The 22,142-nt window shown below is 56.8% G+C and carries 14 protein-coding genes and 5 pseudogenes; 4 read left to right on the forward strand and 15 right to left on the reverse strand.

Annotated elements, in window-relative coordinates; genetic code table 11:
* Positions 1-27: 27 nt before the first annotated feature.
* The 13 genes and pseudogenes from CUJ84_RS33955 to CUJ84_RS34015 form a co-directional block, all read right to left on the reverse strand.
* The gene (locus CUJ84_RS33955) at positions 28-1,263 is read right to left on the reverse strand and encodes an ATP-grasp domain-containing protein (protein WP_105009896.1); all 1,236 of its coding nucleotides are present in this window, start codon (positions 1,261-1,263) and stop codon (positions 28-30) included.
* Positions 1,264-1,370: 107 nt separating this feature from the next.
* Complete coding sequence (locus tag CUJ84_RS33960; RefSeq protein WP_245457629.1) at positions 1,371-2,462, reverse strand: KamA family radical SAM protein; 1,092 nt, start codon at positions 2,460-2,462, stop codon at positions 1,371-1,373.
* A gap of 165 nt (positions 2,463-2,627) precedes the next feature.
* Positions 2,628-3,899, reverse strand: a complete 1,272-nt coding sequence (locus CUJ84_RS33965) for an ATP-grasp domain-containing protein (protein ID WP_105009897.1) — start codon at positions 3,897-3,899, stop codon at positions 2,628-2,630.
* Between the two features lie 345 nt (positions 3,900-4,244).
* Positions 4,245-5,879, reverse strand: a complete 1,635-nt coding sequence (locus CUJ84_RS33970) for an MFS transporter (protein WP_105009898.1) — start codon at positions 5,877-5,879, stop codon at positions 4,245-4,247.
* Positions 5,880-6,126: 247 nt separating this feature from the next.
* A pseudogene (locus CUJ84_RS33975) lies at positions 6,127-6,591 on the reverse strand (UPF0262 family protein).
* A gap of 365 nt (positions 6,592-6,956) precedes the next feature.
* A complete protein-coding gene (locus CUJ84_RS33980) occupies positions 6,957-8,600 on the reverse strand; it encodes an MFS transporter (protein WP_105009899.1) in 1,644 nt (547 codons plus the stop codon).
* Between the two features lie 946 nt (positions 8,601-9,546).
* Positions 9,547-10,274: pseudogene (locus tag CUJ84_RS33985) on the reverse strand (acetyl-CoA C-acetyltransferase); the annotation flags it as partial.
* Positions 10,273-10,620 (reverse strand): annotated as a pseudogene (locus CUJ84_RS33990) (CoA transferase subunit A); the annotation flags it as partial. The pseudogenes CUJ84_RS33985 and CUJ84_RS33990, both read right to left, overlap by 2 nt.
* Positions 10,621-10,989: 369 nt before the next feature.
* Positions 10,990-12,171 carry a M24 family metallopeptidase gene (locus CUJ84_RS33995; RefSeq protein WP_105009900.1) on the reverse strand — a complete coding sequence of 394 codons (1,182 nt, stop codon included), beginning with the start codon at positions 12,169-12,171 and terminating at the stop codon, positions 10,990-10,992.
* A gap of 32 nt (positions 12,172-12,203) precedes the next feature.
* Positions 12,204-12,512 (reverse strand): hypothetical protein, encoded by a 309-nt coding sequence (locus CUJ84_RS39060; RefSeq protein ID WP_245457630.1) that lies wholly within the window; start codon positions 12,510-12,512, stop codon positions 12,204-12,206.
* A 570-nt stretch (positions 12,513-13,082) separates the two neighbouring features.
* Complete coding sequence (locus CUJ84_RS34005) at positions 13,083-14,264, reverse strand: M20 family metallopeptidase (protein ID WP_105009901.1); 1,182 nt, start codon at positions 14,262-14,264, stop codon at positions 13,083-13,085.
* 190 nt (positions 14,265-14,454) lie between these two features.
* Complete coding sequence (locus CUJ84_RS34010; RefSeq protein ID WP_105009902.1) at positions 14,455-15,006, reverse strand: carboxymuconolactone decarboxylase family protein; 552 nt, start codon at positions 15,004-15,006, stop codon at positions 14,455-14,457.
* 9 nt (positions 15,007-15,015) lie between these two features.
* Positions 15,016-16,341: an aspartate aminotransferase family protein gene (locus CUJ84_RS34015; RefSeq protein ID WP_105010024.1), complete on the reverse strand. Its 1,326-nt coding sequence runs from the start codon at positions 16,339-16,341 to the stop codon at positions 15,016-15,018.
* Positions 16,342-16,571: 230 nt separating this feature from the next.
* On the opposite strand from CUJ84_RS34015, the gene CUJ84_RS34020 reads away from it, so the two are divergent.
* The 4 genes from CUJ84_RS34020 (at position 16,572) to tnpC (ending at position 20,476) form a co-directional block, all read left to right on the forward strand.
* Entirely contained in the window at positions 16,572-17,456 is an 885-nt protein-coding gene (locus tag CUJ84_RS34020) for a MurR/RpiR family transcriptional regulator (protein ID WP_105009903.1), read from the forward strand.
* Positions 17,457-18,032: 576 nt separating this feature from the next.
* Positions 18,033-18,440, forward strand: coding sequence for a transposase (locus CUJ84_RS34025; protein WP_245457544.1), 408 nt, complete (start codon positions 18,033-18,035; stop codon positions 18,438-18,440).
* Positions 18,437-18,781 (forward strand): IS66 family insertion sequence element accessory protein TnpB, encoded by a 345-nt coding sequence (gene tnpB, locus CUJ84_RS34030; protein ID WP_105005955.1) that lies wholly within the window; start codon positions 18,437-18,439, stop codon positions 18,779-18,781. The genes CUJ84_RS34025 and tnpB overlap by 4 nt, the downstream gene beginning before the upstream one ends.
* Positions 18,782-18,856: 75 nt before the next feature.
* Entirely contained in the window at positions 18,857-20,476 is a 1,620-nt protein-coding gene (tnpC, locus tag CUJ84_RS34035) for an IS66 family transposase (protein ID WP_105005954.1), read from the forward strand.
* Between the two features lie 66 nt (positions 20,477-20,542).
* Here the strand turns inward: tnpC and CUJ84_RS34040 are convergent.
* Positions 20,543-21,625: pseudogene (locus tag CUJ84_RS34040) on the reverse strand (IS4 family transposase); the annotation flags it as partial.
* Positions 21,603-22,124: pseudogene (locus CUJ84_RS34045) on the reverse strand (IS110 family transposase); the annotation flags it as partial. The pseudogenes CUJ84_RS34045 and CUJ84_RS34040, both read right to left, overlap by 23 nt.
* Positions 22,125-22,142 lie beyond the last annotated feature (18 nt).

Below are 22,142 nucleotides of genomic sequence, written 5' to 3' on the forward strand. Positions count from 1 at the left end.
CGGGTGTGTTAAGGGCGCGAATTGGTCCTACTCAACAAGGGCCGGAAATGGTGTGATCGACCAGCCAATTAGGTCCACGGCGCGCTGAAGTGTCGCCTTCGTCGCAGCTGGGCTCGTTGAAGCGGCGATGACATGTCCGATCATGTCCTGGTAATCCCCTTTCCTGACGATCGGCGTGTTGGGTGCGACATAAAGTCTGACATCAACCACACCGGGTACAGCAGCCGCCAGACCGGTGCCCTCGATCCGATCTAGAATGCCATCTCGATCAGGAACCAGGAAGCGCGCGGCCGCAGTGCGGGAATGCCTTGCGCGCAAGTCGCATTCGTCGCCGATGACAAGCTTGATATGCTCATTGACAAGATCGATGCCGTAGGCGAGCTCAATGAGCCGAGGTGTGGTCCAACCCGGTAGACGCGGATTGACTTCAATGACGACGGGGCCGCGCCTTGTCCATCGGAATTCAATGTTGGTTGGTCCCCAGCTAAGGCCGAGAGCTTGCAAGCAGCTCAGCGAAACATCAACGATACGCGCATGCTCGTCTTCAGTCAGCGGAGCCGGAAACATGCTCCCGCAAGGGACGAAGTGCGGCAGGCGGTTGAAGTCGGCGTGGCCAGCCGCAATGACCGCTTTGCCCATTGTATCAGTGCTATAGAGTGGGCCATGCGCAAATTCTTCGACCAGAATCCGGGGCGCTGACTGGGATACGTGCGTCCCGACCAACAGATAATTCGTATGGTCAGACACCTCATCGATGGTGCGGCACAATCGGACACCGCTGCTGCCGCTGCCGACGGCTGGCTTAACGATCACCGGCAAGCCGATCTCTGCGGCGGCGCCTTCGGCCTCTACCGCATTTGCTGCCAAGCGGTAAGCCGGCATCGGAACGCCGGCTTGCGCGAGGAGCTGACGTTGAACGTACTTGTCGCAGCATTGTTCTATGGACGCGGGGTCGGGCCCCGGCAGATTGAAATGCCGGCAGAGCTTGCCAACTGTCACATAGAGCGACTCTTCGAAGCCCGGAAAGCCTGTAATGCCGGCAATGTCACACGTCGCACGCAGCCGAGAACACTCGCTGATCAGCGCCTCGAGATCGTTGGTATCAACCCGGATGGCTTGGCTGCCTTCTGCCACGAGATAGTCGTACTGAGCTGGATCAGTCGCCAGGGTAATTGGATGAAGACCGAGACGCTTAGCCTCTCGGACGTAGAGCGGACCATTGCCCTTCGAACCTTCAAGCAGGATGAGTGCTCGTTTAGCCATTGGTAATGACCTTTCGTTGTGTTCAATAATGTGCTCGGAGCGCAAACTGACATCGGCTTTTTATTCTGGGCATTTGGGTGCCAATTAGCGCAGCACGCCTTTCGGTCTCATGCTTCCGGCAAATCGTCCAACCAGCAGGCGCCCTCCAGGTATGGTCGGGAGAACACCTTTCCGATCTCTTGTGAGCACTTGTTCTGATGGTACCGCATATACAACCGGCCATCTGCTCCAAGGTCGAGAATCTCGATCTTTCCTGTATAGTGGGACATGATGTATTTAAATGTCTTTTCCATTCCGCTGACACGTTGATTGATGGCGTGGGCAATCTCCAGTCCGCGGCGGAGGGGAACCTGAAAATGTGACCCGCCTTTCACCGGCCTGCCTTGAAAGAGGTAATAGGGGCGGACACCCATTTGATGGCACTTAGCGAAGGTAGCAGCCAAGATTTCGGGATCATCATTGACCTTGGCGAGAAGCACAGACTGATTGAGGAACTGCACACCTAGTGCGCGTAACGAGCGAATGTTGCGCTCCGCATCGACCGAGATTTCACCGATGTGGTCGAAATGGGTCACTATCACTGCGGCCTTACTTGCTTCATGGATTCGTCGGAAAAAAAACGCGAGGGTTGGATCCTCAAACCGTTTGGGCTCGTAGGCGACCATTTTTGTGCCAATGCGAATGGAATTCAAATGTGGAATAGGCAGCAGATAATCGAGAATTTCATCGAGCTTGGTAGTGCTAAGCACGAATGGATCGCCCCCTGATAGGAGCACATTCGTTAACTCAGGATGACAGCCAATATATCGCGCAATCTGGGCAAAGTCAGTTGCAATTTCCTCGGAGTCTTTGCCAACAATGCGTTTGCGAAAGCAATAGCGGCAATATGAAGCGCAACGGTCAGTTACCAACACTAACCCCGTCTCAGCGTACTTGTGCTGAAATCCGGGCACAACCGTGTTGTCGTGCTCGCCACTCGTATCCAAATCACCGTGGCTCTTGAACTCTTCGAATGAGGGCTCGACAATGTGCTTGAGCTGCTCGTAATAGCCACTGTTGGTGATCTGTTCCCGATAGAATTCTGTAGTCTTATAAAGAGTAAAGCTGTTCGCTTGCAGCTCACGCAGGGCAACAGCGCGCGTCCCCTCAAGGAACTTGATGACCTTGAGATCGGTTCGGTTTTTTCGAGCAGTTTTCATATAAACCCCTAAGCCTGAGACGGAACAGTCGCAGCAGTTCCTACTGTGTTTAAGGAAGGTGTTCAGGTCGGCTGCATGCGGCAACCAAGTTTCACGGCGAAGTCGGCAGTTTGCATATTGGCTGCATTGGCTACACCTTGCATGTCCATCATCGGCACATACCACCTATCGCCTGCGCGGGTGTGATGAGGGTGCGAATTGGTCCTGCTCATCAAGGGTCGGAACTGGTGTGATCGACCAGGTAACCATGTCGACGGCTCTTTGAAGTATGGCCTTCGTCTGAGCTGGGCTCGTTGAAGCGGCGATGACATGTCCGATCATGTCCCGGTCGTTGCCTTTCCTAACGATCGGCGTTTTGGGTGCGACATAAAGTCTGACATCAACGACACCTGGTACAGCAGCCGCCAGACCGGTGCCCTCGATCCGATCGAGAACGCCATCTCGATCAGGAACCAGGAACCGCGCTGCTGCAGTGCGGGAATGCTTTGCGCGCAAATCGCATTCGTCGCCGATGACAAGCTTGATATGCTCATTGACAAGATCGATGCCGTAGGCGAGCTGAACCAGTTCAGATTCTCCAGTCGCAAGACGCGGATTGACTTCAATGACGACGGGGCCACGCCTCGTCCATCGGAATTCAATGTTGGTTGGTCCCCAGCTAAGGCCGAGAGCTTGCAAGCAGCTCAGCGAAACATCAACGATACGCGCGTGCTCGTCTTCAGTTAGAGGGGCAGGAAAAAGGTATTCACAAAAGACGAAATGCGGTGGAGGGCCGAAGGCCGCGGTGCCAACCGCAATGACCTCAATTCCCATTATGTTGGCGCCGTAATATGAGCCTTGTGCGAATTCTTCGACTAAAATCCGGGGCGCTGACTGCCATACGTGCGTCCCGTGCAATAGATAGGTCGCATGGTCAGACACCTCATGGATGGTGCGGCACAATCGAACACCGTTGCTGCCGTTGCCGACAGCTGGCTTAATAACTACCGGTAAGCCGATCTCTGCGGCGGCGCCTTCGACCTCTCTCGCATTTGCTGCCAAGCGGTAAGCCGGCATCGGAACGCCGGCTTGCGCGAGGAGCTGACGTTGAACGTACTTGTCGCAGCATTGTTCTATGGACGCGGGGTCAGGCCCCGGCAGATTGAAATGCCGGCAGAGCTTGCCAACTGTTACAAAGATCGACTCGCCAGGGTTTGCAAAGCCTGTAATGCCGGCAATGTCACACGTCGCACGCAGCCGAGAACACTCGCTGATCAGCGCCTCGAGATCGTTGGTATCAACCCGGATGGCCTGGCTGCCTTCTGCCACGAGATAGTCGTACTGAGCTGGATCAGTCGCCAGGGTAATTGGATGAAGACCAAGACGCTTAGCCTCTCGGACGTAGAGCGGACCATTGCCCTTCGAACCTTCAAGCAGGATGAGTGCTCGTTTAGCCATTGGTAATGACCTTTCGTTGTTTCCCCACTCCCCTCAGAGCAAGGCCCGTGCCACTTTGGCGAATTGAGCCTCACAAGACATTCTTCTTCCTGGTCAACGATTTAGGCTGAGCCAAACGAGGCAATTCACCAACTCGATCGCGCGGCCCAGACAAAACCCGACAGCTGATCTCCGGCTTGCCGACATTTGTCGAGAGGACGGACGCGGCGTGATGCCCTGGACTGGCGTGCTGCGCGCCGGCATTGTAGGTGGTGCGAACGCGGCAACCCCATTGGGTCACATGCCACATTGTGATCCTCCAAGGCATCAGCGCGGCTGCAATGGTTGGCTGAGCCCATACCTACATCACCTCACGGACGCGAAAATCGCCCGCTCGACCGGCTTGGCGTTCGCCGTTCGCTCGATTGCAAGATCGGTTTGAGGGGGGCGGTCGCCTTCATGTAGAGCGGAAAGGAGTTCCGATATCTCCTGATCCGCCGGCGAGAGCCGATGGTTCAGCCGCAGGAAGTCCATCCAGGTCGGTGTGCGGAATGTCTCCGCCCATTGCGCGGGGGTTCGAATGTCTCGCTGGAGTGTCCAATCACGCGCTCCCGCTCGGCTCATGGCGAACCGGCGTGCCCGCATGTGACTAAGAAACGTCTCGAGGCTCTCCTCCGCGATGAGATAAACCGTCCTTGCTGCGATTGGGCCACTGCGGGGTTTCAGGTCAAGCGCCAGTTGCGGGGCGGGAAATTCGGAGCCCTGCTGGTCGCCATCAGCACCGAGAAAGACTGGCAAAACAAACCCGAGAGCTCCTACGAGGAACAGGGCTAAGGCGGACAACTCGAAAGACGACGCCAAGGAGTAGGATTGTGCGACAGTGCCCCAGATCCAACTGCCGGCTGCTATGCCGCCAGAAAGGCAGGCACAGTAGATGGAGAGAGTGCGACCAACGACCCATCTTGGGCTTGCCAGTTGGACCCATACATCGAAACCGGTCCAAGTTATGACCCAGCCTGCGCCGCCGAAAACCAATGCAAGGGTGGCAATAAACGGGTTGGAGGTGAAGGCGAGTGAGAGGCAGCAGAGAGCACAAGCGATTGACGCAAGCGCCATCAACCACTCCTGCGGGACCACCTCCCTCAGGACTCGGTTGCTCAATCCGGCGATGCAGGCGCCAGTCCCAAAGCCCGCGAACAGAATGCCGTAGAGGATGGGGCCGCCAGCCAGACGATCTCGGGCAACAACGGGTAGAAGTGCGAGGATCGATATGGCGGCGAGCCCGAACAGGGTCGCGCGAATGATCGCCGCCCTTATACCTGACGACAGCGCGGTGAACCGCATTCCATCGTGAATGGCCGTTGCGATCCGCTCCCGCGGCAGGGGAGACGGACGTACATGCCATTTGTTTTGCAACACGGAACTGAGAGGCGCCAGATTGGTAACTGCCGCAAAGCCGAAAGCGGCCAACGGCCCGAGGAAAGCCAGAATCGCTCCGCTCAATGCGGGTCCTATGCTTCGCGTCATGTTGTAGCCGAGCGAATTAAGCGTTACTGCCGCTGGGATATCTCGCTTGTCGAGGATATCCCCCACCGAAGCATGCCAAGCAGGATCATAAAGCGCGAAGCCGCAGCCAGCCAGAAACCCCAATCCGAGAATGAGCCAGGGACTGACAAGGAAAAAGCCGGCAGAAAGCAACAGCACGATTGAGGCAAGCGCGATCAGAAAGAGGCCAGCGATCATCACCGACCGGCGGCTGAAATTGTCTACAACTGCTCCAGCCACGATCGAGAGGATGAACGCTGGCAGGGTGGTTGATGCCTGAACAAGCGCGATCATCAGGTCGGATGTGGAAATCGTCGCCATGAGCCAACTAATTGCGACCGTTTGCACGAGCCAACCAAGATTGGCGACCTGTATGGAGGTCCAGATCGACCGAAACGCCGCATTGTGGAGGGGAGCGAAAGTCGAGCTCGCTATAGGGAGGTCTTCGCGCCGCATTTCTGTGACTTTCCAAAACAATTAACTAGGCGTGGCATGATCAGCAGAAATCATGCCAGTCGTAGAGTTCTTTAAAATGGTCAAGTTGCTTTTCTTCCAGACAGTTAGATGGGTAAATTGAACATATGGTCGAGGCGATCTGTGTCGCGGAGCCGACAAGGCGACGGACAATGTCCCCGGGTCGTTACGCCCCGGACGGCAAAGGTCCAAAGTTCGATGGGGCGGAAGGCATTTGCCTTCTGGCTCGTCATCGTCGAACAAGTTGGTCGACGAGCGAAGCGGATCGTACGCTTTTCGGCCGCAGTGGTTCTAAGAGCAGCTCGGATGCTTGGCTGTGAATGGCCCGGCGCCCCATGTCGATGGCCTCGAGCCTCTAGGGCTCCGAGCCGGCCATTGCATCAGAGTAGCTGTCGCAGACAAGACTGTAATCCCTAAGCAGCCGGCGGAAGGAGGTGAGCGAGAAATGGTGACAAAGGACTGGCGCCCCGTTCTGGGTGGTGACGGTCATGACCAGCCGCCTGTCGGCCAAGACTAGGCACAGCCGATAGGGTCCACCGTCGTGACCAACGGGTGCAAAGCTATTGTTGTCCAGAAGGTCGAAGATCGCGACACCCTGTTCACGTTTTTGGTCTTTGTCCGACTGCCTTCCGAAAGACCCGTCGAGAGAGACCGCGGAAAGCCGAAAGCTGAATGGAGATGTGGTCGCTGTCATCGAACGCTCCGGTTGGGTGCTTCGGTTGCCTTTACGTGTTCGCCAAACCGTCTTGCGATGCGGTGAGACGTGGCTGCCGTCGCAACTGGTCCGACGACAGCCACCTTGCCTTGGGGGCGGACGGGAAAGAAGATCTGGTTGAGCTTAGCGCTGCCTCAACGCACCGAGAAAAAGCGGCTGCCGTTGGAAGAGGATCAACGGCAGCCGAGTGGCCCTGCGAGGCATGGGGTATTGCCATCCGCAGGTCAGGAGCTGAAGCAGGCGACGTTGTATCGGCTTTGGTCGAAGTGATGTTCGCCAGACTTCCGCGGCCGGAAGCCCGCTGCAAGCCCAGCTGTTCATTGGTTGATGGGATCATGTCGACATCACCTCAGGGGCCGCGAAATGACTTCGACGGGCCGGGTGCGGGCTGCGTCCACCGTACGCTCGATCGAAAGCACCGTCTGCGGCGGACGCTCCCCATCATGCAGGACCTGGAGCTGCTCGACGAGGTCCTTATCGGCTGCCGTAAGCCGATGGTTGAGGCGAAGAAAATCCATCCAGGTTGGCGTGCGGAATGTCTCCGTCCAAACTGACGGCATTTGCAGGTTGCGCTGCAGCGTCCAGTTTCGGGCACCGGCACGGCTTTGAACATGCCGTCTGGAGCGCATGCAAGCCAGAAACGCCTTGATGTTCTCTTCGGATATGGAATACTCGATTTTGACGCCGATCGGACCACTCCTGGGCTTCAGATCGAGCGCCAGATTGGGGGCAAGGAAATCCGAACTTTCCTGGTCCGCTTCTTCCCATGGACGCACGGGGAACAGCAGTCCCGCTGCCGCGACCAGCAGCAGAGCCCCCGCCGCGCCCTCCAGAGCCCAGGTCAGGGAGTAGTTCTGGGCGGCGGTTCCCCAGACCCAACTGCCGGCCGCCATGCCGCCAGCGCTCAAGGCGTAGTAGATGGAGAGTGTGCGGCCGACAACCCATCTTGGACTGGCCAGCTGCACCGAGACGTCGATGCCCGTCCAGGTAATCAGCCATCCGGCACCCCCGAGTGCTAGGGTAAAAGCCGCCACCGCAACCGACGACGTCAGGCCAAGGGAAAGGCAGCACGCTGCACAGGCAACAGAGGCGACCGCCACCAGCTTGTTTTGAGACATGATCCGCCGGAGGAAGTTGTTGCACACGCCCGCGGCGAAAGCCCCGCCGCCGAAGCCGGCCAACAGAATGCCATAGACGATTGGCCCGCTTACCAACTGGTCGCGGACGACGAGAGGCAGCAGTGCGAGGATAGAGATGCTGGCCAAGCCGAACAGGGTCGCCCGGACGACCGCTGATCTGATCTCGAAGGACATTGCCGTGAAGCGCAGACCGTCATGGATTGCCGTGGTCATTTTCTCACGTGGGAGAGGCGAAGCGCGAACGTGCCATTTGGTGCGCCAGATGGCACCAAGCGGCGTCAGATCGCACAGCGCGGCCAAGGCGAAAGCGGTGAGTGGTCCGAAGAAAGCCAGGATTACGCCCCCAAGAGCCGGACCAACGCTGCGCACGATGTTGTATCCGACAGACGTCAGCGTCACCGCGGCCGGAATGTCGCGCTTGTGCAGGATATCGCCGATGGAAGCGTGCCAGGCAGGATCATTCAAGGCGAAGCCGCTGCCGGCGAGGAAACCCAGTCCGAGGATGAGCCAGGGACTGATAAATCCCATTCCCACAGAAATCACCAGCGTCGTCGACGCCAGCGCCAACAGGCAGTGTCCTGCAAACATCACCCATCGGCGGCTAAAATTGTCGGCGATGGCGCCGGCGAGGATCGACAGGAAAAATACCGGCAATGTCGAAGCAGTCTGCACCAGGGCAACCATCAGGTCGGACGCCGAAATAGTCGCCATCAGCCAACTGATGGCAACCGTTTGCACGAGCCATCCGAGACTGGAAATTTGCGAGGCCGTCCAGATCGCGCGAAACGCGGGATTCCGGAGAGGAGCCAACGTAGTCGAAACACCGGACTGCGGATCAGCATGCTGCATTTCGTCGTGTCTCTTTCAAACTCCCGAGGCGTCGCTGCGATGCAGCAGATTACCCAACATCCGAGAGCGGATTTCGCCGTTTTGTAGCCTATCGCTGCAGGAACTCTGCATTAAACGTCTCCAAAAGCACGCGATAGCGGCCGATAGGGTACTGAGATCTTCTGACTAGCTTTTCGGTGCCATAGGCGACAATACCCGGCCTTGCGCTCCTTTACTCACCGGCATACTGCAGGGGGATGTTCGGCGAACTGCACGACTGGCTTCAAACCGAGCGGGCAAAACTGTCGCGCAGTTCTCCCGTCGCCGCGGCGATCGCCTACATCTGAGACCCGCCGCGTAAAGGCGACGAACACAGACCTGGGATGCAAGCGGCAATGAACTTCCACTTCATTGCCGACATGGGCAGAATGAACGGTGATGGCGCTCGGAGGTAAGGCATGGCTCTTCGCGGATCCCGCCGCCCTTGACGCTAAGCCGGATAATCTGCGGCCTTCACCAATCCTGACCGGATGGTTACGGGAGCTGTGCTAACTTATTCGTTGAGGCAAGTGCCGCTAATGTTCCGGTTCAGAGGAAATCTGATTTTCAGCGGCGGATAAGTTACAGCGGCGAGAATTACTGAGGGATCAAGGTCTGCTATTTGCACGCAGCCAATTACAAAACTTTGCGACTTCCTTGCGGGGCTTCGTGTCATTTAGTCGAACGAGATAGTATTGAAATCCCGGTCGGATGGGGGCTGATCTGAGAATAGCCTAACCAATCGACCGGCCTCTATGTCAATTGCAGCAATTCTGCTGCTAAGTGCGATACCAAACCCAGAGATCGCAGCATCTAATGCCATCATCTCGCTTGTAAATCTACGACCTGAGCATCAGGGTGCGAGATATTCGCCGCTTTTAACCACATTTACCATGAGGATATATTCGTCCTGATCGACGGTTACGTCGCCCAAGATCTTCGGATCGACGCCGGCCGTTGCCCACGACACGATGCGCGCCAGGGGCTGAATGGCGCGGCGCGCAGCTTCCGCTTCGGTGATCAACAGCGCGGCCGCCGCCCCGTCGTTGAGGCCGGAAGCATTGGCCGCGGTGACCGTGCCTTCCTTGTCGAAGGCGGGTCGCAGCTTGGTCATCGATTCCAGCGTCGCGCCATGGCCTTTTCGACTGGTAATCACAAAGGGAACGATCTCGTCGGCAAAACGGCCGGCCTTCTGCCCGGCCTCGGCCTTGTTCTGCGAGCCAAGGGCAAACTGGTCCTGATCGTCGCGCGACAACTGCCATTGCTTGGCGACATTTTTTGCCGTGATGCCCATGTGGTAGCCGTTAGAAGGCATCGGTCAGGCCGTCCTTGATCATCGTATCGATCATTTGAAATCACCCATCTTCACACCTGAACGCAGATGGCCGCAATGGGGGCCATAGACATGGATTCCATGCCGCCGGGAACGATGATCCTGGCATTGCCTGTGGCGATCTGCTGCATGCCGAGTGCGACGGCACGCAGGCCGGAGCCGCAGAGATGGTTCATACCCCAGGCGGTTGCCTCGTGCGGAACGCCTGCCTTCATCGCCGCCTGACGGGCCGGGTTCTGTCCCTCGCCTGCGCCCAGCACCTGCCCGAGAATGACCTCATCGACCTCGGCTGCCTCGACACCGGCTCGCGACAGCACGGCTCTTGAGCACCTTGCCTTCTGCAACCACCGTACCGACGCCAGTCTTGGTGTAGAAGCCGGCGATCCCAGCGCCCCCTGCCCGCATGCGTTCGGCGAGCGTGCCTTGCGGATTGAACTCGAGCTCAAGTTCACCGCTCAGATACTGCCGCATGAACTCCGCGTTCTCGCCAACGTAAGACGAGATCATCTTACGGATCTGTTTTCTCTTCAGCAGCACGCCAAGGCCAAAGTCATCAACGCCGCAGTTGTTCGAAGCTATTGTCAGATCCTTGGCGCCAGCCTCACGGATGGCATCGATCAGCAGCTCCGGGATGCCGCAGAGGCCGAAGCCTCCAGCCGCGATGAACATCCCGTCGAAAATCACGCCGTCGAGGGCGGCCTGCGGGCTTTCACAGATCTTATTCACAATCTCCCCTTGAGTTGCGCCAGATGCATTTCCGCCCCGCCTCTTCGCTTCGAAGGACCGAAGAGCATCCAGCGCTGAGCCGCAATTCAAGTGTTCCGTTGACTGCACAAGGAGCAGATTGCAGCCTGTGATGGGAGGCCAAGGATTGCTGCCCTTGTTCGCAACGCCGGGGGCTGCATGTCAGGGCCAGGCCCTAACGGAGCGAGCCCATATTCTCAAGATGCCGCAGATGCGCAGCGTTCATCCGTGTACCGGTTGGGGTGCATTCCGCGACAATGCTCCTCTGTCAATTGCATTCTGAAGCTCCTGCTATCAGTCGATAACAAGCAGCTTGCGAGGAACACTCGAGAGAAACTCGACGCCACCCTCGGCAATAAGAAAGCTCTCTGTGATTTCGATTCCCCAGTCGCCGTACCATAATCCGGACATAAAGTGGAACGCCATTCCTGGCCGCAGCTCCGTTGTGTCGCCCGTTCTAAAGCTTGCAGAGTTTTCTCCCCACGCCGGAGGATAGCCGATGCCAATCGGGTATCCCGACCTGCTCGTCTTCTCGAACCCATACCGCGCCAACGCCGCCGCGTAGGCCTTCGCAATGTCTTCGCAGCAATTTCCAGCAACCGCTTTCTCAAGACCAGCTTCCATACCGTCCAGAACTGCTGTTTCCGCGTCGAGTACCTGAGGCGTTGGCTTGCCCAGATAATAAGTCCTTGAAAGCGGGCAATGATAGCGCTTATGCACGCCTGCTAGTTCGAAGAAAATGGCTTCGTCGCCTCGTATGGGCTGGTCGGTCCATGTAAGGTGCGGAGCCGAAGCATCCGCACCGGCACCTAGGTTCGGCACGCATGCCGGATAGTCGCCCCAGTAGCCATCGACGCCTCGCGTTCCCACGAGCGAAAGCTCAGCAATCACGTCAGACTGCTTGATCCCAGGGCGCAAGACCTCCGAAATTCGTTGATACATTGCTTCAACGATTTTCCCCGCACCACGCATATAATCGATCTCTCGAGGTGATTTGACGAGGCGCTGCCAATTTATGAGCCTATCGGCCTTCTGAAATCTCGCGTTGGGCAAGGATGCAGCAAGGGCCTCGGAGGAGGCAGCAGAAAAGCAGGGGCTGTCTTTCTCAACACCAATGATCGACGAGCCATACCCTTCATTTGAAATAATCTCACCAAGAGCGGACATTGCGTGGAGAGTATCGGATTGTACGTATTCATCACCGTACCACCTGATCCTATCCTCGCTGATATACGCGGTGCGGCGACAACCGTTTGCGTCCATGCGTCGCCCGAACCACAATGGATCATCGCTCTTCGTCACGACCACGCACTGAGGCACGTAATAAGAGCATCCGTCGTAGCCGGTAAGCCAATGCATGTTCGCCGGATCGGTGACAACCAAAAGATCCAAACCGGACTGCTCCATTGCGTTGCGAGCCTTATTCAGGCGTATTTTGTATTCGGACAGTTCGAACCGAAGCGTCTCAGCGCTCATTTCTAAATCCTTTATTAATATTATCAGAAGAGCTAAATCAGATCCCGATTGACCACAGTGGATAGCGTCAGTTTGCAAAGATCCGTAATGTCGTAGATTGGAAGCCGTGTTTTGCGCCGCAGCGCTTTCGCGACGATTGGAAAACCTGTGCACTCGAAGAGTAACATGGCAATTTCGGAATGGTAAGCACGAAGACCCGCAATCCGATCACCAACTTCCTGTTCGATATGATCGACATCGGTCGGTACAAAGGGATGCGCCAATGCATTGCGCATATACGCACTGTCTTGGAGCCCACCTACGACTGTCCGCTCGCGGTCGACCACATCTTGGATACCCAAGAGGTCGTCGCTTAAATGCCGTGAATCAGCTGTTAAGACGGCGAGCTTTCTTCCAGGAGCTAGTTGGCGAAGCAGACTCGGTATGAGGAGGAGGCTCGAGGTTATCACTGGCACATCCACTGCTGCGGAAATCGCTACCTGATGACGGATTTAAAAGCCGCAGTCCGCGGCAACTACGCTGGCGCCTCGCTCTGCGAGCCTTTTAGCGGCGGCTACGCAGGTTGTTTCAAGTGAGGTGTCACCTCGGATGACAACCTCAGCCAACGCACCTTTCACCATTTCGGTTATTATGGGTCGTCCAAATGTCGAGGGATTCTCAGAGATCCATCGCGCGGAGCAGTAGAATAGCTCTCTGGCTGCAAACCTTCGTCAAGCTCGAGAATACCAAGAATAGCACCGGTTTGCGAAGGCATGAATTAGCTCCTTGTTCAAAGACTGTTACCCAGTTCAATTGATCAATAACCAGCTTCTGCATTCCGAGTAGCCGGTCGCGATCATCCAAATCACCACTAAGTCGACGCTCTTACGCAGCGCTCCTCGTGGGCGGTATTTAGGACGCCAGTCAGCAATCTACGAGCGCAAGAGCTCCAAGCAGTATCTGATCGCTACCTCTGTCGTCGGAATCAAAGTTGTGTCGGAAACACCGAACGTCGGAGTGTGGACGCCGGATTCGTTGCCAGGCTCCTTACTGCCGAACCAGAAATAGATCGACGGAAGACACCCGGCATAGAAGCCAAAATCATCGCTGCCGGAGCTGGCTGAGCCTTCAACAAACATTTGCTCGCCCACGGATTGCACGATGATCTGCCGGAAAAGAGCGACCATCGCCCCGTCGTTTACAACAGGTGGCTCGCCGGCGTGTGAGCTAAAATTCGCTCGGCCCCTGTGTACTGCGGCGATACCCTCGGCAATCTCGCGCACACGCTCGACGAGCAGCATCCGGCGCTCCGCGCTGCGTGTTCGGATGGTGCCTGTCAACGTCACCAAAGGGCAGATGATGTTGGTAGCCTCCCCGCCATGAATGGTGCCGATGGTAACGATAGCCCCATCGTCAACGGGAATTTCCCTCGAAACGACTTTTTGCACTTCATTGATGAACGCACCGGTTATGGCAATTGCATCCACCCCGAGGTGGGGTTTAGCACCGTGTGCCATCGTGCCGGCAAATTCGACAGAGAACTGGTCGGCCGACTTCGTCACAGCGCCCGCGCGGGCGCCGTACGAGCCGGCAGGAATGTCCGTGCGAACATGAAAACCAACTGCCGCGTCGAAGCCTCCCAGGAGATTTTCTTCTACGACCGTTCTCCCGCCAAGCGGCTCTGCTTCTTCAGCCGGTTGGAAGAATACGCGCACCCTTCCAGAGAAGTTCTCGCGCATGCGATGAAGCGCAAGGGATGTTCCTAGCGCAATTGACCCATGCATGTCGTGGCCACACGCGTGCATAACGCCGGGTACCTGAGATCGGTAAGATAGGTCATCGCGTTCTTCCTGAATCGGAAGAGCATCGATGTCGCCGCGCAACGCAATCGACCGTTTAGGGCCGCCGGCGGCCCCTTCTATGTCAACGTACACGCCGGTCTTGTGAAACTTGTTTACCTTTGTCAGACCGAAACGTGCCAGCGTCTCGATAATTCGCTTCTGAGTATTCCACTCATTGTTTGAGAGCTCAGGCTCCCGATGCATCGCGTGCCGCATTTGCACGACTGCTTCACGTTCGGCTTCGGAGGTGAGTTCGTCGATTGGCATCTTCATCTTGGATATCAACCTCTATTTGACGAACAGTTTGCGGGGGTAAGAGTCAATGGTTCAAAACCGGTGGCGGAAATCACGAAGCTCTGCGTTATCGTAATCCCAACGTTGCCGAGCCAGAGACCTGGCATCATATGAAAGGCCATGCCAGGCTTTAGCACCGTTTCGTCATCACTGGATTCTGTTCATAATTTCAAACCGAGCGCTTTGCGATCTCATCTGCAATGAATTCATCGATAGGCGTGTTGAAGGTCATCAATATGTAGCCGAGCACAGAATAGAACCCGACCGTCGCCATGAGGTCGAATACTGCTTGTTTTCCCAAGGCTGCCGAAATCTCATGCTCGATATCTGGCGTCAGGCGTCCTGCATCGAAAAGAGCATCGACCGCGCGCGCAATTAGCCCGTCCTCTCCAACAGGAGAGGCGCGCAAATCGCAAATTCGAGCATCCGAAATACCTAAGGCACGAGCGCGGCTGACATGGTGTGCCCATTCATATGCAGAGCCTATCCGATGGGCCGCTCGCAGGATAACAAGTTCAGACCGGACCGGCCCCAAAGCGCTGCCTTTGACGATATGCTGGCGTAATGGAGCCCAGGCCCTCAACAATGCCGGATGGTGGGCCATGGTGCGGTATATATTGAGGTCTCCCGCAAATCCTGCCCTCATATCCGCGATTTCGGCCGGCCAGTTTTCGTCGGCTATCGGCAGACAATGCGATTTCGTCTTATGTGAGATACTCATGGCAACGCCTCAGCTTGCGATGGCGGCATTGATTGCCGCAGCAAGCCGCTCCACAATCATGTCGATCTGCTCGGGCTGAATGATGTAAGGAGGTGCCAGCAGTACGTGGTCGCCATGGACCCCGTCAATGGTTCCCCCCATCGGGTAGCACATCAGACCTCGTTGCATTGCTTCCTTCTTGATCTTGAAATGGATTGTGCGAGTGGGGTCAAAAGGTTCTTTCGTATCCTTGTCCGCCACAATTTCCACACCACGAAAAAGGCCGCGACCACGGATGTCGCCAACGTAGGGAGATTGACCAAGCGCGGCATCAAGTCCCGCCTGGAACCGTTCGCCCATCTTGATGACGTTGGCCATGACATCCGGACGTTTGAGGATCTCGACCACCTTGTTGGCGGCGGCCGCAGCAATAGGATGACCGATGTAGGTATGTCCGTGCTGGAACAGACCTGATCCTTCCGCAAATGCACGATAGATTTTTTCAGATAGGAGCACTGCGCCAATCGGCTGAAAACCACCGCCCAAGCCCTTCGCAATGGTCAACAGATCGGGAACTATCCCCTCCTGTTCCACCGCGAAAATCGTACCAGTGCGTCCCATGCCGCACATTACTTCGTCGAGGATCAGCAAGATGCCGTACTTGTCACAGATCTGGCGGACCCGCTTGAAGTAGTCAGCGACGGGCCCCACGGCACCGAGTGTCGCACCCACCACGGGTTCAGCCACGAACGCCATGACCTTGTCGGTCCCCAACTCGACAATTTTAGCTTCGAGCTCGGTGGCAAGCCTCTCGGCGTATGCCTCAGGTGTTTCGCCCGGTTGCATATCGCGATAGGCGTAGCAAGGAGAAACATGATGGGTCTCCGGTAAGATCGGCTTGAACTGCGCGCGTCGCCATGCATTTCCACCAGTTGCGAGAGCGCCGATCGTGTTTCCGTGATAGCTCTGCCGGCGTGCGATGATATGACGTCGCTGAGACTGGCCGATTTCCACAAAATATTGGCGTGCCATCTTCAACGCGGCCTCGACAGCTTCGGAACCGCCGGAGACCAAGTAAACATAGTCGAGGCCTTTCGGCGCCAGCTTCACAAGTTGCTCAGCAAGTTCTTCAGCGACATCAGTCGTAAAGAACGAGGTATGAGCATAAGCGATCCGGCCCATCTGCGCCTTCATCGCCTCTAGTACCTCTGGATGGTTGTGACCAAGGCAGCTCACAGCCGCCCCCCCTGAGCCATCGATATAGCTACGGCCTTCGCTGTCGCTGATGTGGATCCCGTCGCCGCCAACGGCTCTGGGCAAATTTGTACCGATCGAACGATGGAGAATTTTGGTCATACTTATCTCGGGCTGATTGTGGCCGACGCTCCGGCGCTTCATGTCTATTGATTTGCAGTTTTCGCAAAAAATTGCAACAAGTGTTTTACACGATCAATATCTGATGCATTTGTTTTCGACCCGATCCGGCAGGATACAGGCAATTTCGCGACTATAGAGTTTGTTGAGTTTGACTTTTGCGCGTGCCGGAGGGATGGTCCGGTTGATTTATCATAGCCATTGTGAGGCAAATGTTGCAAAAGGGTCCTCTCCACGCTCATATCATTGAGCGGTTTGACGATATGTCTGAGCAGTTACAGCAGGCAGCACGTCACATTCTCGAACATCCGCAGGAGGTAGCACTCGTTTCCATGCGAGAGTTGGCGCGTAATGCGGGCGTTCAGCCGTCCACCATGACGCGCCTCGCAAAGTTTCTTGGTTTCTCCGGATACGAAGACCTTCGCGGCCAGCACGCCGATGTTATTCGGGTCAGCGCGGATGGATTCGCCGCCCGCGCGATGCAAGGAGACGAAGCTGGAACGAGTGGTGAGGGTTTGGCGCATCGCATGCTCCAAAGCCTGTCGGCACAGATAGGCCGGCTTTGTGAACCTGAGGCGCTTTCCAGGCTGAGCCAGTTAGCAGAGCGGTTAGCCAGAGCCCGTAGGATCTACGTTCTCGGGCTACGGTCCTGTCATTCTGTAGCTTGGCACTTTCACTATGTGATGACGTTATTGGGCGAAAAGACCGTGCATCTAGATGGTCCCGCCGGTACGGGAGGCGATGCACTTATTCGCGCAACCGCCGATGATATTCTGCTTGCTATATCCATAAATCCCTACTCCCGTTACACGTTGGAAATCGCGGAAACAGCCCTTGAAAAAGGAATGGGGGTCGTTGCAATCACTGATAGCGAGGTTTCTCCTCTCGTAGCGATCGCGGAACACTCGGTTCTTTTCCCGACCGAGAGCCACACCTTTTTCCACACACTCACGCCAGCCTTGGCAATTTCGGAGGTCCTTTGTGGGCTTCTGGCAAGCCATGACCGTAAGGCTGCTCTTCAAGAACTTAAACGCGTCGATAGCTATCTCTCATCGATGAATACATACGCTGCGTCCATTCCACGTCGAAAAATTTAAAAAGCGAATGAAGGACCGTAAGTCGGTATGTCCATCTTCGTCCCTGAAGTGTCTCGCCCTACACTGTCCTTCCGAGGGTTGCTCGAATACGAGCCGGTTCCCGAGGAGGGCGAGATACGGCTTGCGAAGAATCGATCCTGGGGAGGTTTCGAACGCCTTTCTGTAAAGACGGATGTGCCAGTTACAGTATGCGGACTAGGACCCGCCAGAGTCAGGCCATCAGGGTAAAGTCATAGCCGTTGATGGCCCGCACTCCCAGCGCGTGACATTTAGATATTGGCACCGCTCGAACGCACGTAAGTTCAGTAGGTCTCGTTGACTTTGTCGGAAAAACTGGAAGCAGCCAGTCCCACTCTTTACAGTGGGACTGGCAGTCAGACTTTCGCATTTAAGGTAAGCATTCGGCGTAGCTTGCAATTACCCACATCTGAGTGTGGCCGCCATTTCGGTTCCGAGGCGAATGTCTGTCAGCCGGCTGAGGCCGCGCCAGACGACCGTATTTCCCGGTGGCGGATCTGATGTAAGCGCGTAGGCCATCCCACGTATCTTTCGGACTGCTGATCAGCGATTTTCTGCATGAATCATGCGGAGAATCCTATGAGCGATACTGTGAATCACCATCGAACCTTTGAGGTTTTGACGGCTGAGCCCGTGCGACAAAGACGCAAGCCCCGGGAATGGTCGGATGACGAAAAGACGCGGATCGTCGCCGCGGCGCTGCAGCCTGGGGCCAATGTCTCGGCGGTTGCCCGGTCTGAAGGCTTGGATCCCTCGCAGCTTTATGGGTGGCGTCGCAAGGCACTGGCATCGGGAGTTGTTGCGCCGCTGACGGAGGAAACGGGCAAGCAGATCAAGTTCGCGCGCGTTGAAACGGTAAGCAGCGGCTCGGTAGATATTGTCATTGCAGATATGGTGGTGCGCGTCGGCGGCGATTTTGACCCCGATCACCTGGTGAAGGTTCTGCGGGCGGTTCGCAAGGCATGATCGCGTCTGGTGTTGTGGTCTATGTGTCGTGCCAGCCAGTCGACTTCCGCAAGGGGTCCGCGTCTTTGATGGCGCTGGTGCGCGATGGCGGTCTCGATCCCTTCAATGGCGCGCTTTACGTCTTCCGGTCGAAACGGGCAGACAAAATTAAGATCGCGTGGTGGGATGGCAGCGGGGTCTGCCTCTATTTGAAAACCCTGGAAGATCAAGGCTTCTGCTGGCCGGGCATATCGGCGGCACGGATACGTCTTGACCATTCTCAGCTCATGGCGTTGCTGGCCGGAATGGATTGGAAAAAGATCCGCCCGACCAAGGTCAGGCGACCCTTGTTGACGGGCTGACAGCGCCTGCGGCAAGATGAATCATGCCGCTGTAATGGTTGGGAAAACGGCTGTTTTTGTGCTCTACTCATTCCCATGGATTTGCCCCTTCACGACCTGCCGGACGACGTTGACGCGCTGAAAGCGATGGTTCTTGCGCTGGCCCGCGAACAGGCCGCGAAGGAAGCCCGGCTTGTCACCGCGGCAGCCGAGATCGCCCGGTTGGAAGCGGTGGAGAAGAGTGCCAACGAGCGGATTGCCAACCTCACATCGATCCTGAAGGTTCTGCAGCGCACCCAACACGGCACCCGTTCCGAGCGACTGCGCCTTGGCGTCAATGACGAGCAGGTGTCCTTTGCCTTCGAGGAAGTCGAGACCGGCCTTTCGGCAATCCAGAGCGAGCTTGATTACGCGGCCAAAGACAAGCCGAAACGAGCACCACGTCCGCGCAAGGGTTTTGCCGCTCATCTCGAACGCATCGAGGAAGTGATCGAGCCAGAGATCCCGGCCGGCTGCGAGGGGCTGGAAAAGGTCCTGATCGGTGAGGATCGCTCCGAACGATTGGATGTCGTGCCGCCTCAGTTCAGGGTCATCGTGACGCGTCGCCCCAAATATGCCTTCCGGGGCAACGATGGCGTGATCCAGGCTTTGGCACCGGCACACATCATTGAAAGTGGCCTGCCAACAGAACGGCTGCTCGCCTATATCGCCGTCTCCAAATACGCCGACGGCCTTCCGCTTTACCGGCAGGAGGCAATCTATCTACGCGACGGTGTCGAGATCAGCCGATCGTTGATGGCCCAGTGGATGGGGCATCTGGGCTTCGAACTGCAGATATGCGCCGACTACATTCTTGAGCGCGTCAAGGAGGGCGACAGGGTCTTCGCCGACGAGACGACATTGCCTACCCTCGCACCGGGTTCGGGCAAGACGACGAAAGCCTGGCTTTGGGCCTATGCTCGCGATGATAGACCCTTTGGTGGAACCAGTCCGCCGATGGTGGCCTATCGGTTTGAGGATAGTAGGGGCGCAGATTGCGTGGCGCATCATCTCTCCGGGTTCAACGGCATCCTGCAAGTTGACGGATACTCGGCCTATACCAGTCTGGCCAAGACGCGTGCCAAAGCCGGCAGCAATGAAACGATCCAGCTCGCAGGGTGCTGGGCGCATCTTCGCCGCAAGTTTTACGATCTTCACATCAGCGGTGTCTCCAAGGCCGCAACGGACACGATCGTCGCGATGACCGAGTTGTGGGGCATCGAAGATGAGGCCCGCGGTCGGGATGCCGACAGCCGCTCCACGCTGCGTCAGAAGAAGTCGGTGACCATCGTCGCCAACCTCTTCGATCTTTGGGAAAAGGAACTGGGCAAGGTCTCTGGCAAGTCCAAGACCGCCGAAGCTATCCGCTACGCGCTCACCCGGCGCGAAGCACTGGAGCGCTTCCTGACGGACGGCCGGATCGAAATTGACTCCAATATCGTCGAGCGCGCAATCAGGCCCCAAACGATCACGAGGAAGAACAGTCTATTCGCCGGTAGCGAGGGCGGTGGACGGACATGGGCGACGCTGGCCACGCTTCTCCAGACGGCCAAAATGAACAATGTTGACCCGCTCGACTGGCTCTCCCAGACATTGACCCGCATCGCTAAAGGCTGGCCAGTATCCGAGCTCGAGGCGCTTATGCCATGGAACTTCAGGCCTGACGCCATCAGCTAACCGCTTACGATCTGATGTTCTTGCAAGGTAACCACCTAAACGAGCGAGTTTGGTGAGATAGAAGTTTAGCGATCCCGGCGTCGCTTGCCGGTTGCCTGCGTTGCTGACCATTTGATCGAGGATTTCAATTTCCTGTTCGGTGAGGGCCGCGGTTGGCGGTGTTTCGGGCGCTGTGCACGCGAGCATTGTCAACCAGAGCATTCTCCAGCTCATGATGCAAAACACGGCGACGAGGTTTGCCAGTCGATCGGCCGTTCGTAGTCTTGCATCTTCAGCCCGGCAACCGGACTTGAGGATCTTAGGGAAGACCTCAATCTTCCAGCGCATCGCGTACCATTTGATTTTTTCGACTGCCTCCTCGCAGCTATGCACCTCAAGATCCGTCAATAGCTTCCACTCGATGCGCTTGCGGCCGGCCGGAGGGTCGGGCTCTACCGCGTGGATGACGGTAAGGTCCAAAGCAGGGTATCGCTTCTTCTTGCCGATGGGCGGCAGCACCCGGATCCGTTTGAATCGGATGTCCAGGTGGACTTTGGTGACCTCATCGGTGTCGGCGCGAACTTCGATGAGATGCCGGCCGACAGTTTCAACATCGCGCATTTCAGCCGATATCGTGTGATCCCCGTTGCCAGCCAGCCGGTCGACGACGGTGCGCACGACGAAGTGCGTGCCAAGCTCCTTGGTCAGGCAGTAGAGTTCGTAGATATCACTTTCGCGATCGCCTACATGAATGCATCGGTCTGGCTGACCGAGAAGCGTGAGGGATTGGCACAGATTTTCAAGCCAACGGATGCTTTCCTTGGTTTCGATCGGAACACGTGTCGGATTGACCTTGCGTTTGAGCTGAGCCGTACCCTTGAACTTGTCGCGGCTCCAGAACTTGACGGCTGCCAACCCTAAGGGTAGCCCATCCAAGGTCACCGCAAGGCTCGAATGCATCAATATCCCGCAGACCGTATGGTGGCGCAGCCGCTCCTGTTTGTCACGGCCACTGTTGACGGTCTTCGTAAAGCCAACGGCATGCGGATTGCGGCGCTGATAGGTAAACTCGGTCGTGTCCTGCAGCACCAAGATCGGACCATTGGAAGCATCGTAGCGTTGAGCGGTCGCGGCGAAATGGCAGCGGCGGGATGACATCGTGATCACCATCTTCGACCAACGCGATAAGCATTCCGACGCCGGCAATGCCTTGTCGCGCCACGATGCCGAACTCGGCCAAGTGGCCGCGCAAGGCGTTCATAAGCATTGTCCGCTGCCGGATCAAAAGCTCGCGGACCCGATGCAGCATCAGCACACTCTGTTGCTCTTCGCTCTTCACCGGAACGAAGCGCATAGTTGGCCGCGTCACCGCCTCGCAGATCGCCTCGGCGTCGGTCGCATCGTTCTTCTGCCGCTTCACGTAAGGCTTGACGTAAGACGCCGGCATCAACCGAGCCTCGTGACCCAGTGCCATGAGAACCCGAGCCCAGTGGTGTCCGGTCGCGCAGGCCTCGATTCCGATCAGGCACGGCGGCGATGCCTTGAAGAATCCAACGACATCGTCGCGGCGAAGCCTGCGGCGGCACACGATCGCGCCAGCACCATTGACTCCGTGAACCTGAAATATCTGCTTAGCGATATCCAGACCAATTGTGGTAACCTTCTCCATGGACGCCTCTCCTGATGT

Source organism: Rhizobium leguminosarum (assembly GCF_002953715.1).
GTDB lineage: Bacteria > Pseudomonadota > Alphaproteobacteria > Rhizobiales > Rhizobiaceae > Rhizobium > Rhizobium leguminosarum_V.

Excerpts from the sequence above, each read along its gene's own strand:
- CUJ84_RS33955 (WP_105009896.1), bottom strand. The coding sequence starts at position 1,263 with ATGGCTAAACGAGCACTCATCCTGCTTGAAGGTTCGAAGGGCAATGGT.
- CUJ84_RS33960 (WP_245457629.1), bottom strand. The coding sequence starts at position 2,462 with ATGAAAACTGCTCGAAAAAACCGAACCGATCTCAAGGTCATCAAGTTC.
- CUJ84_RS33965 (WP_105009897.1), bottom strand. The coding sequence starts at position 3,899 with ATGGCTAAACGAGCACTCATCCTGCTTGAAGGTTCGAAGGGCAATGGT.
- CUJ84_RS33970 (WP_105009898.1), bottom strand. The coding sequence starts at position 5,879 with ATGCGGCGCGAAGACCTCCCTATAGCGAGCTCGACTTTCGCTCCCCTC.
- CUJ84_RS33980 (WP_105009899.1), bottom strand. The coding sequence starts at position 8,600 with ATGCAGCATGCTGATCCGCAGTCCGGTGTTTCGACTACGTTGGCTCCT.
- CUJ84_RS33995 (WP_105009900.1), bottom strand. The coding sequence starts at position 12,171 with ATGAGCGCTGAGACGCTTCGGTTCGAACTGTCCGAATACAAAATACGC.
- CUJ84_RS34005 (WP_105009901.1), bottom strand. The coding sequence starts at position 14,264 with ATGAAGATGCCAATCGACGAACTCACCTCCGAAGCCGAACGTGAAGCA.
- CUJ84_RS34010 (WP_105009902.1), bottom strand. The coding sequence starts at position 15,006 with ATGAGTATCTCACATAAGACGAAATCGCATTGTCTGCCGATAGCCGAC.
- CUJ84_RS34015 (WP_105010024.1), bottom strand. The coding sequence starts at position 16,341 with ATGACCAAAATTCTCCATCGTTCGATCGGTACAAATTTGCCCAGAGCC.
- CUJ84_RS34020 (WP_105009903.1), top strand. The coding sequence starts at position 16,572 with ATGTTGCAAAAGGGTCCTCTCCACGCTCATATCATTGAGCGGTTTGAC.
- CUJ84_RS34025 (WP_245457544.1), top strand. The coding sequence starts at position 18,033 with ATGAATCATGCGGAGAATCCTATGAGCGATACTGTGAATCACCATCGA.
- tnpB (WP_105005955.1), top strand. The coding sequence starts at position 18,437 with ATGATCGCGTCTGGTGTTGTGGTCTATGTGTCGTGCCAGCCAGTCGAC.
- tnpC (WP_105005954.1), top strand. The coding sequence starts at position 18,857 with ATGGATTTGCCCCTTCACGACCTGCCGGACGACGTTGACGCGCTGAAA.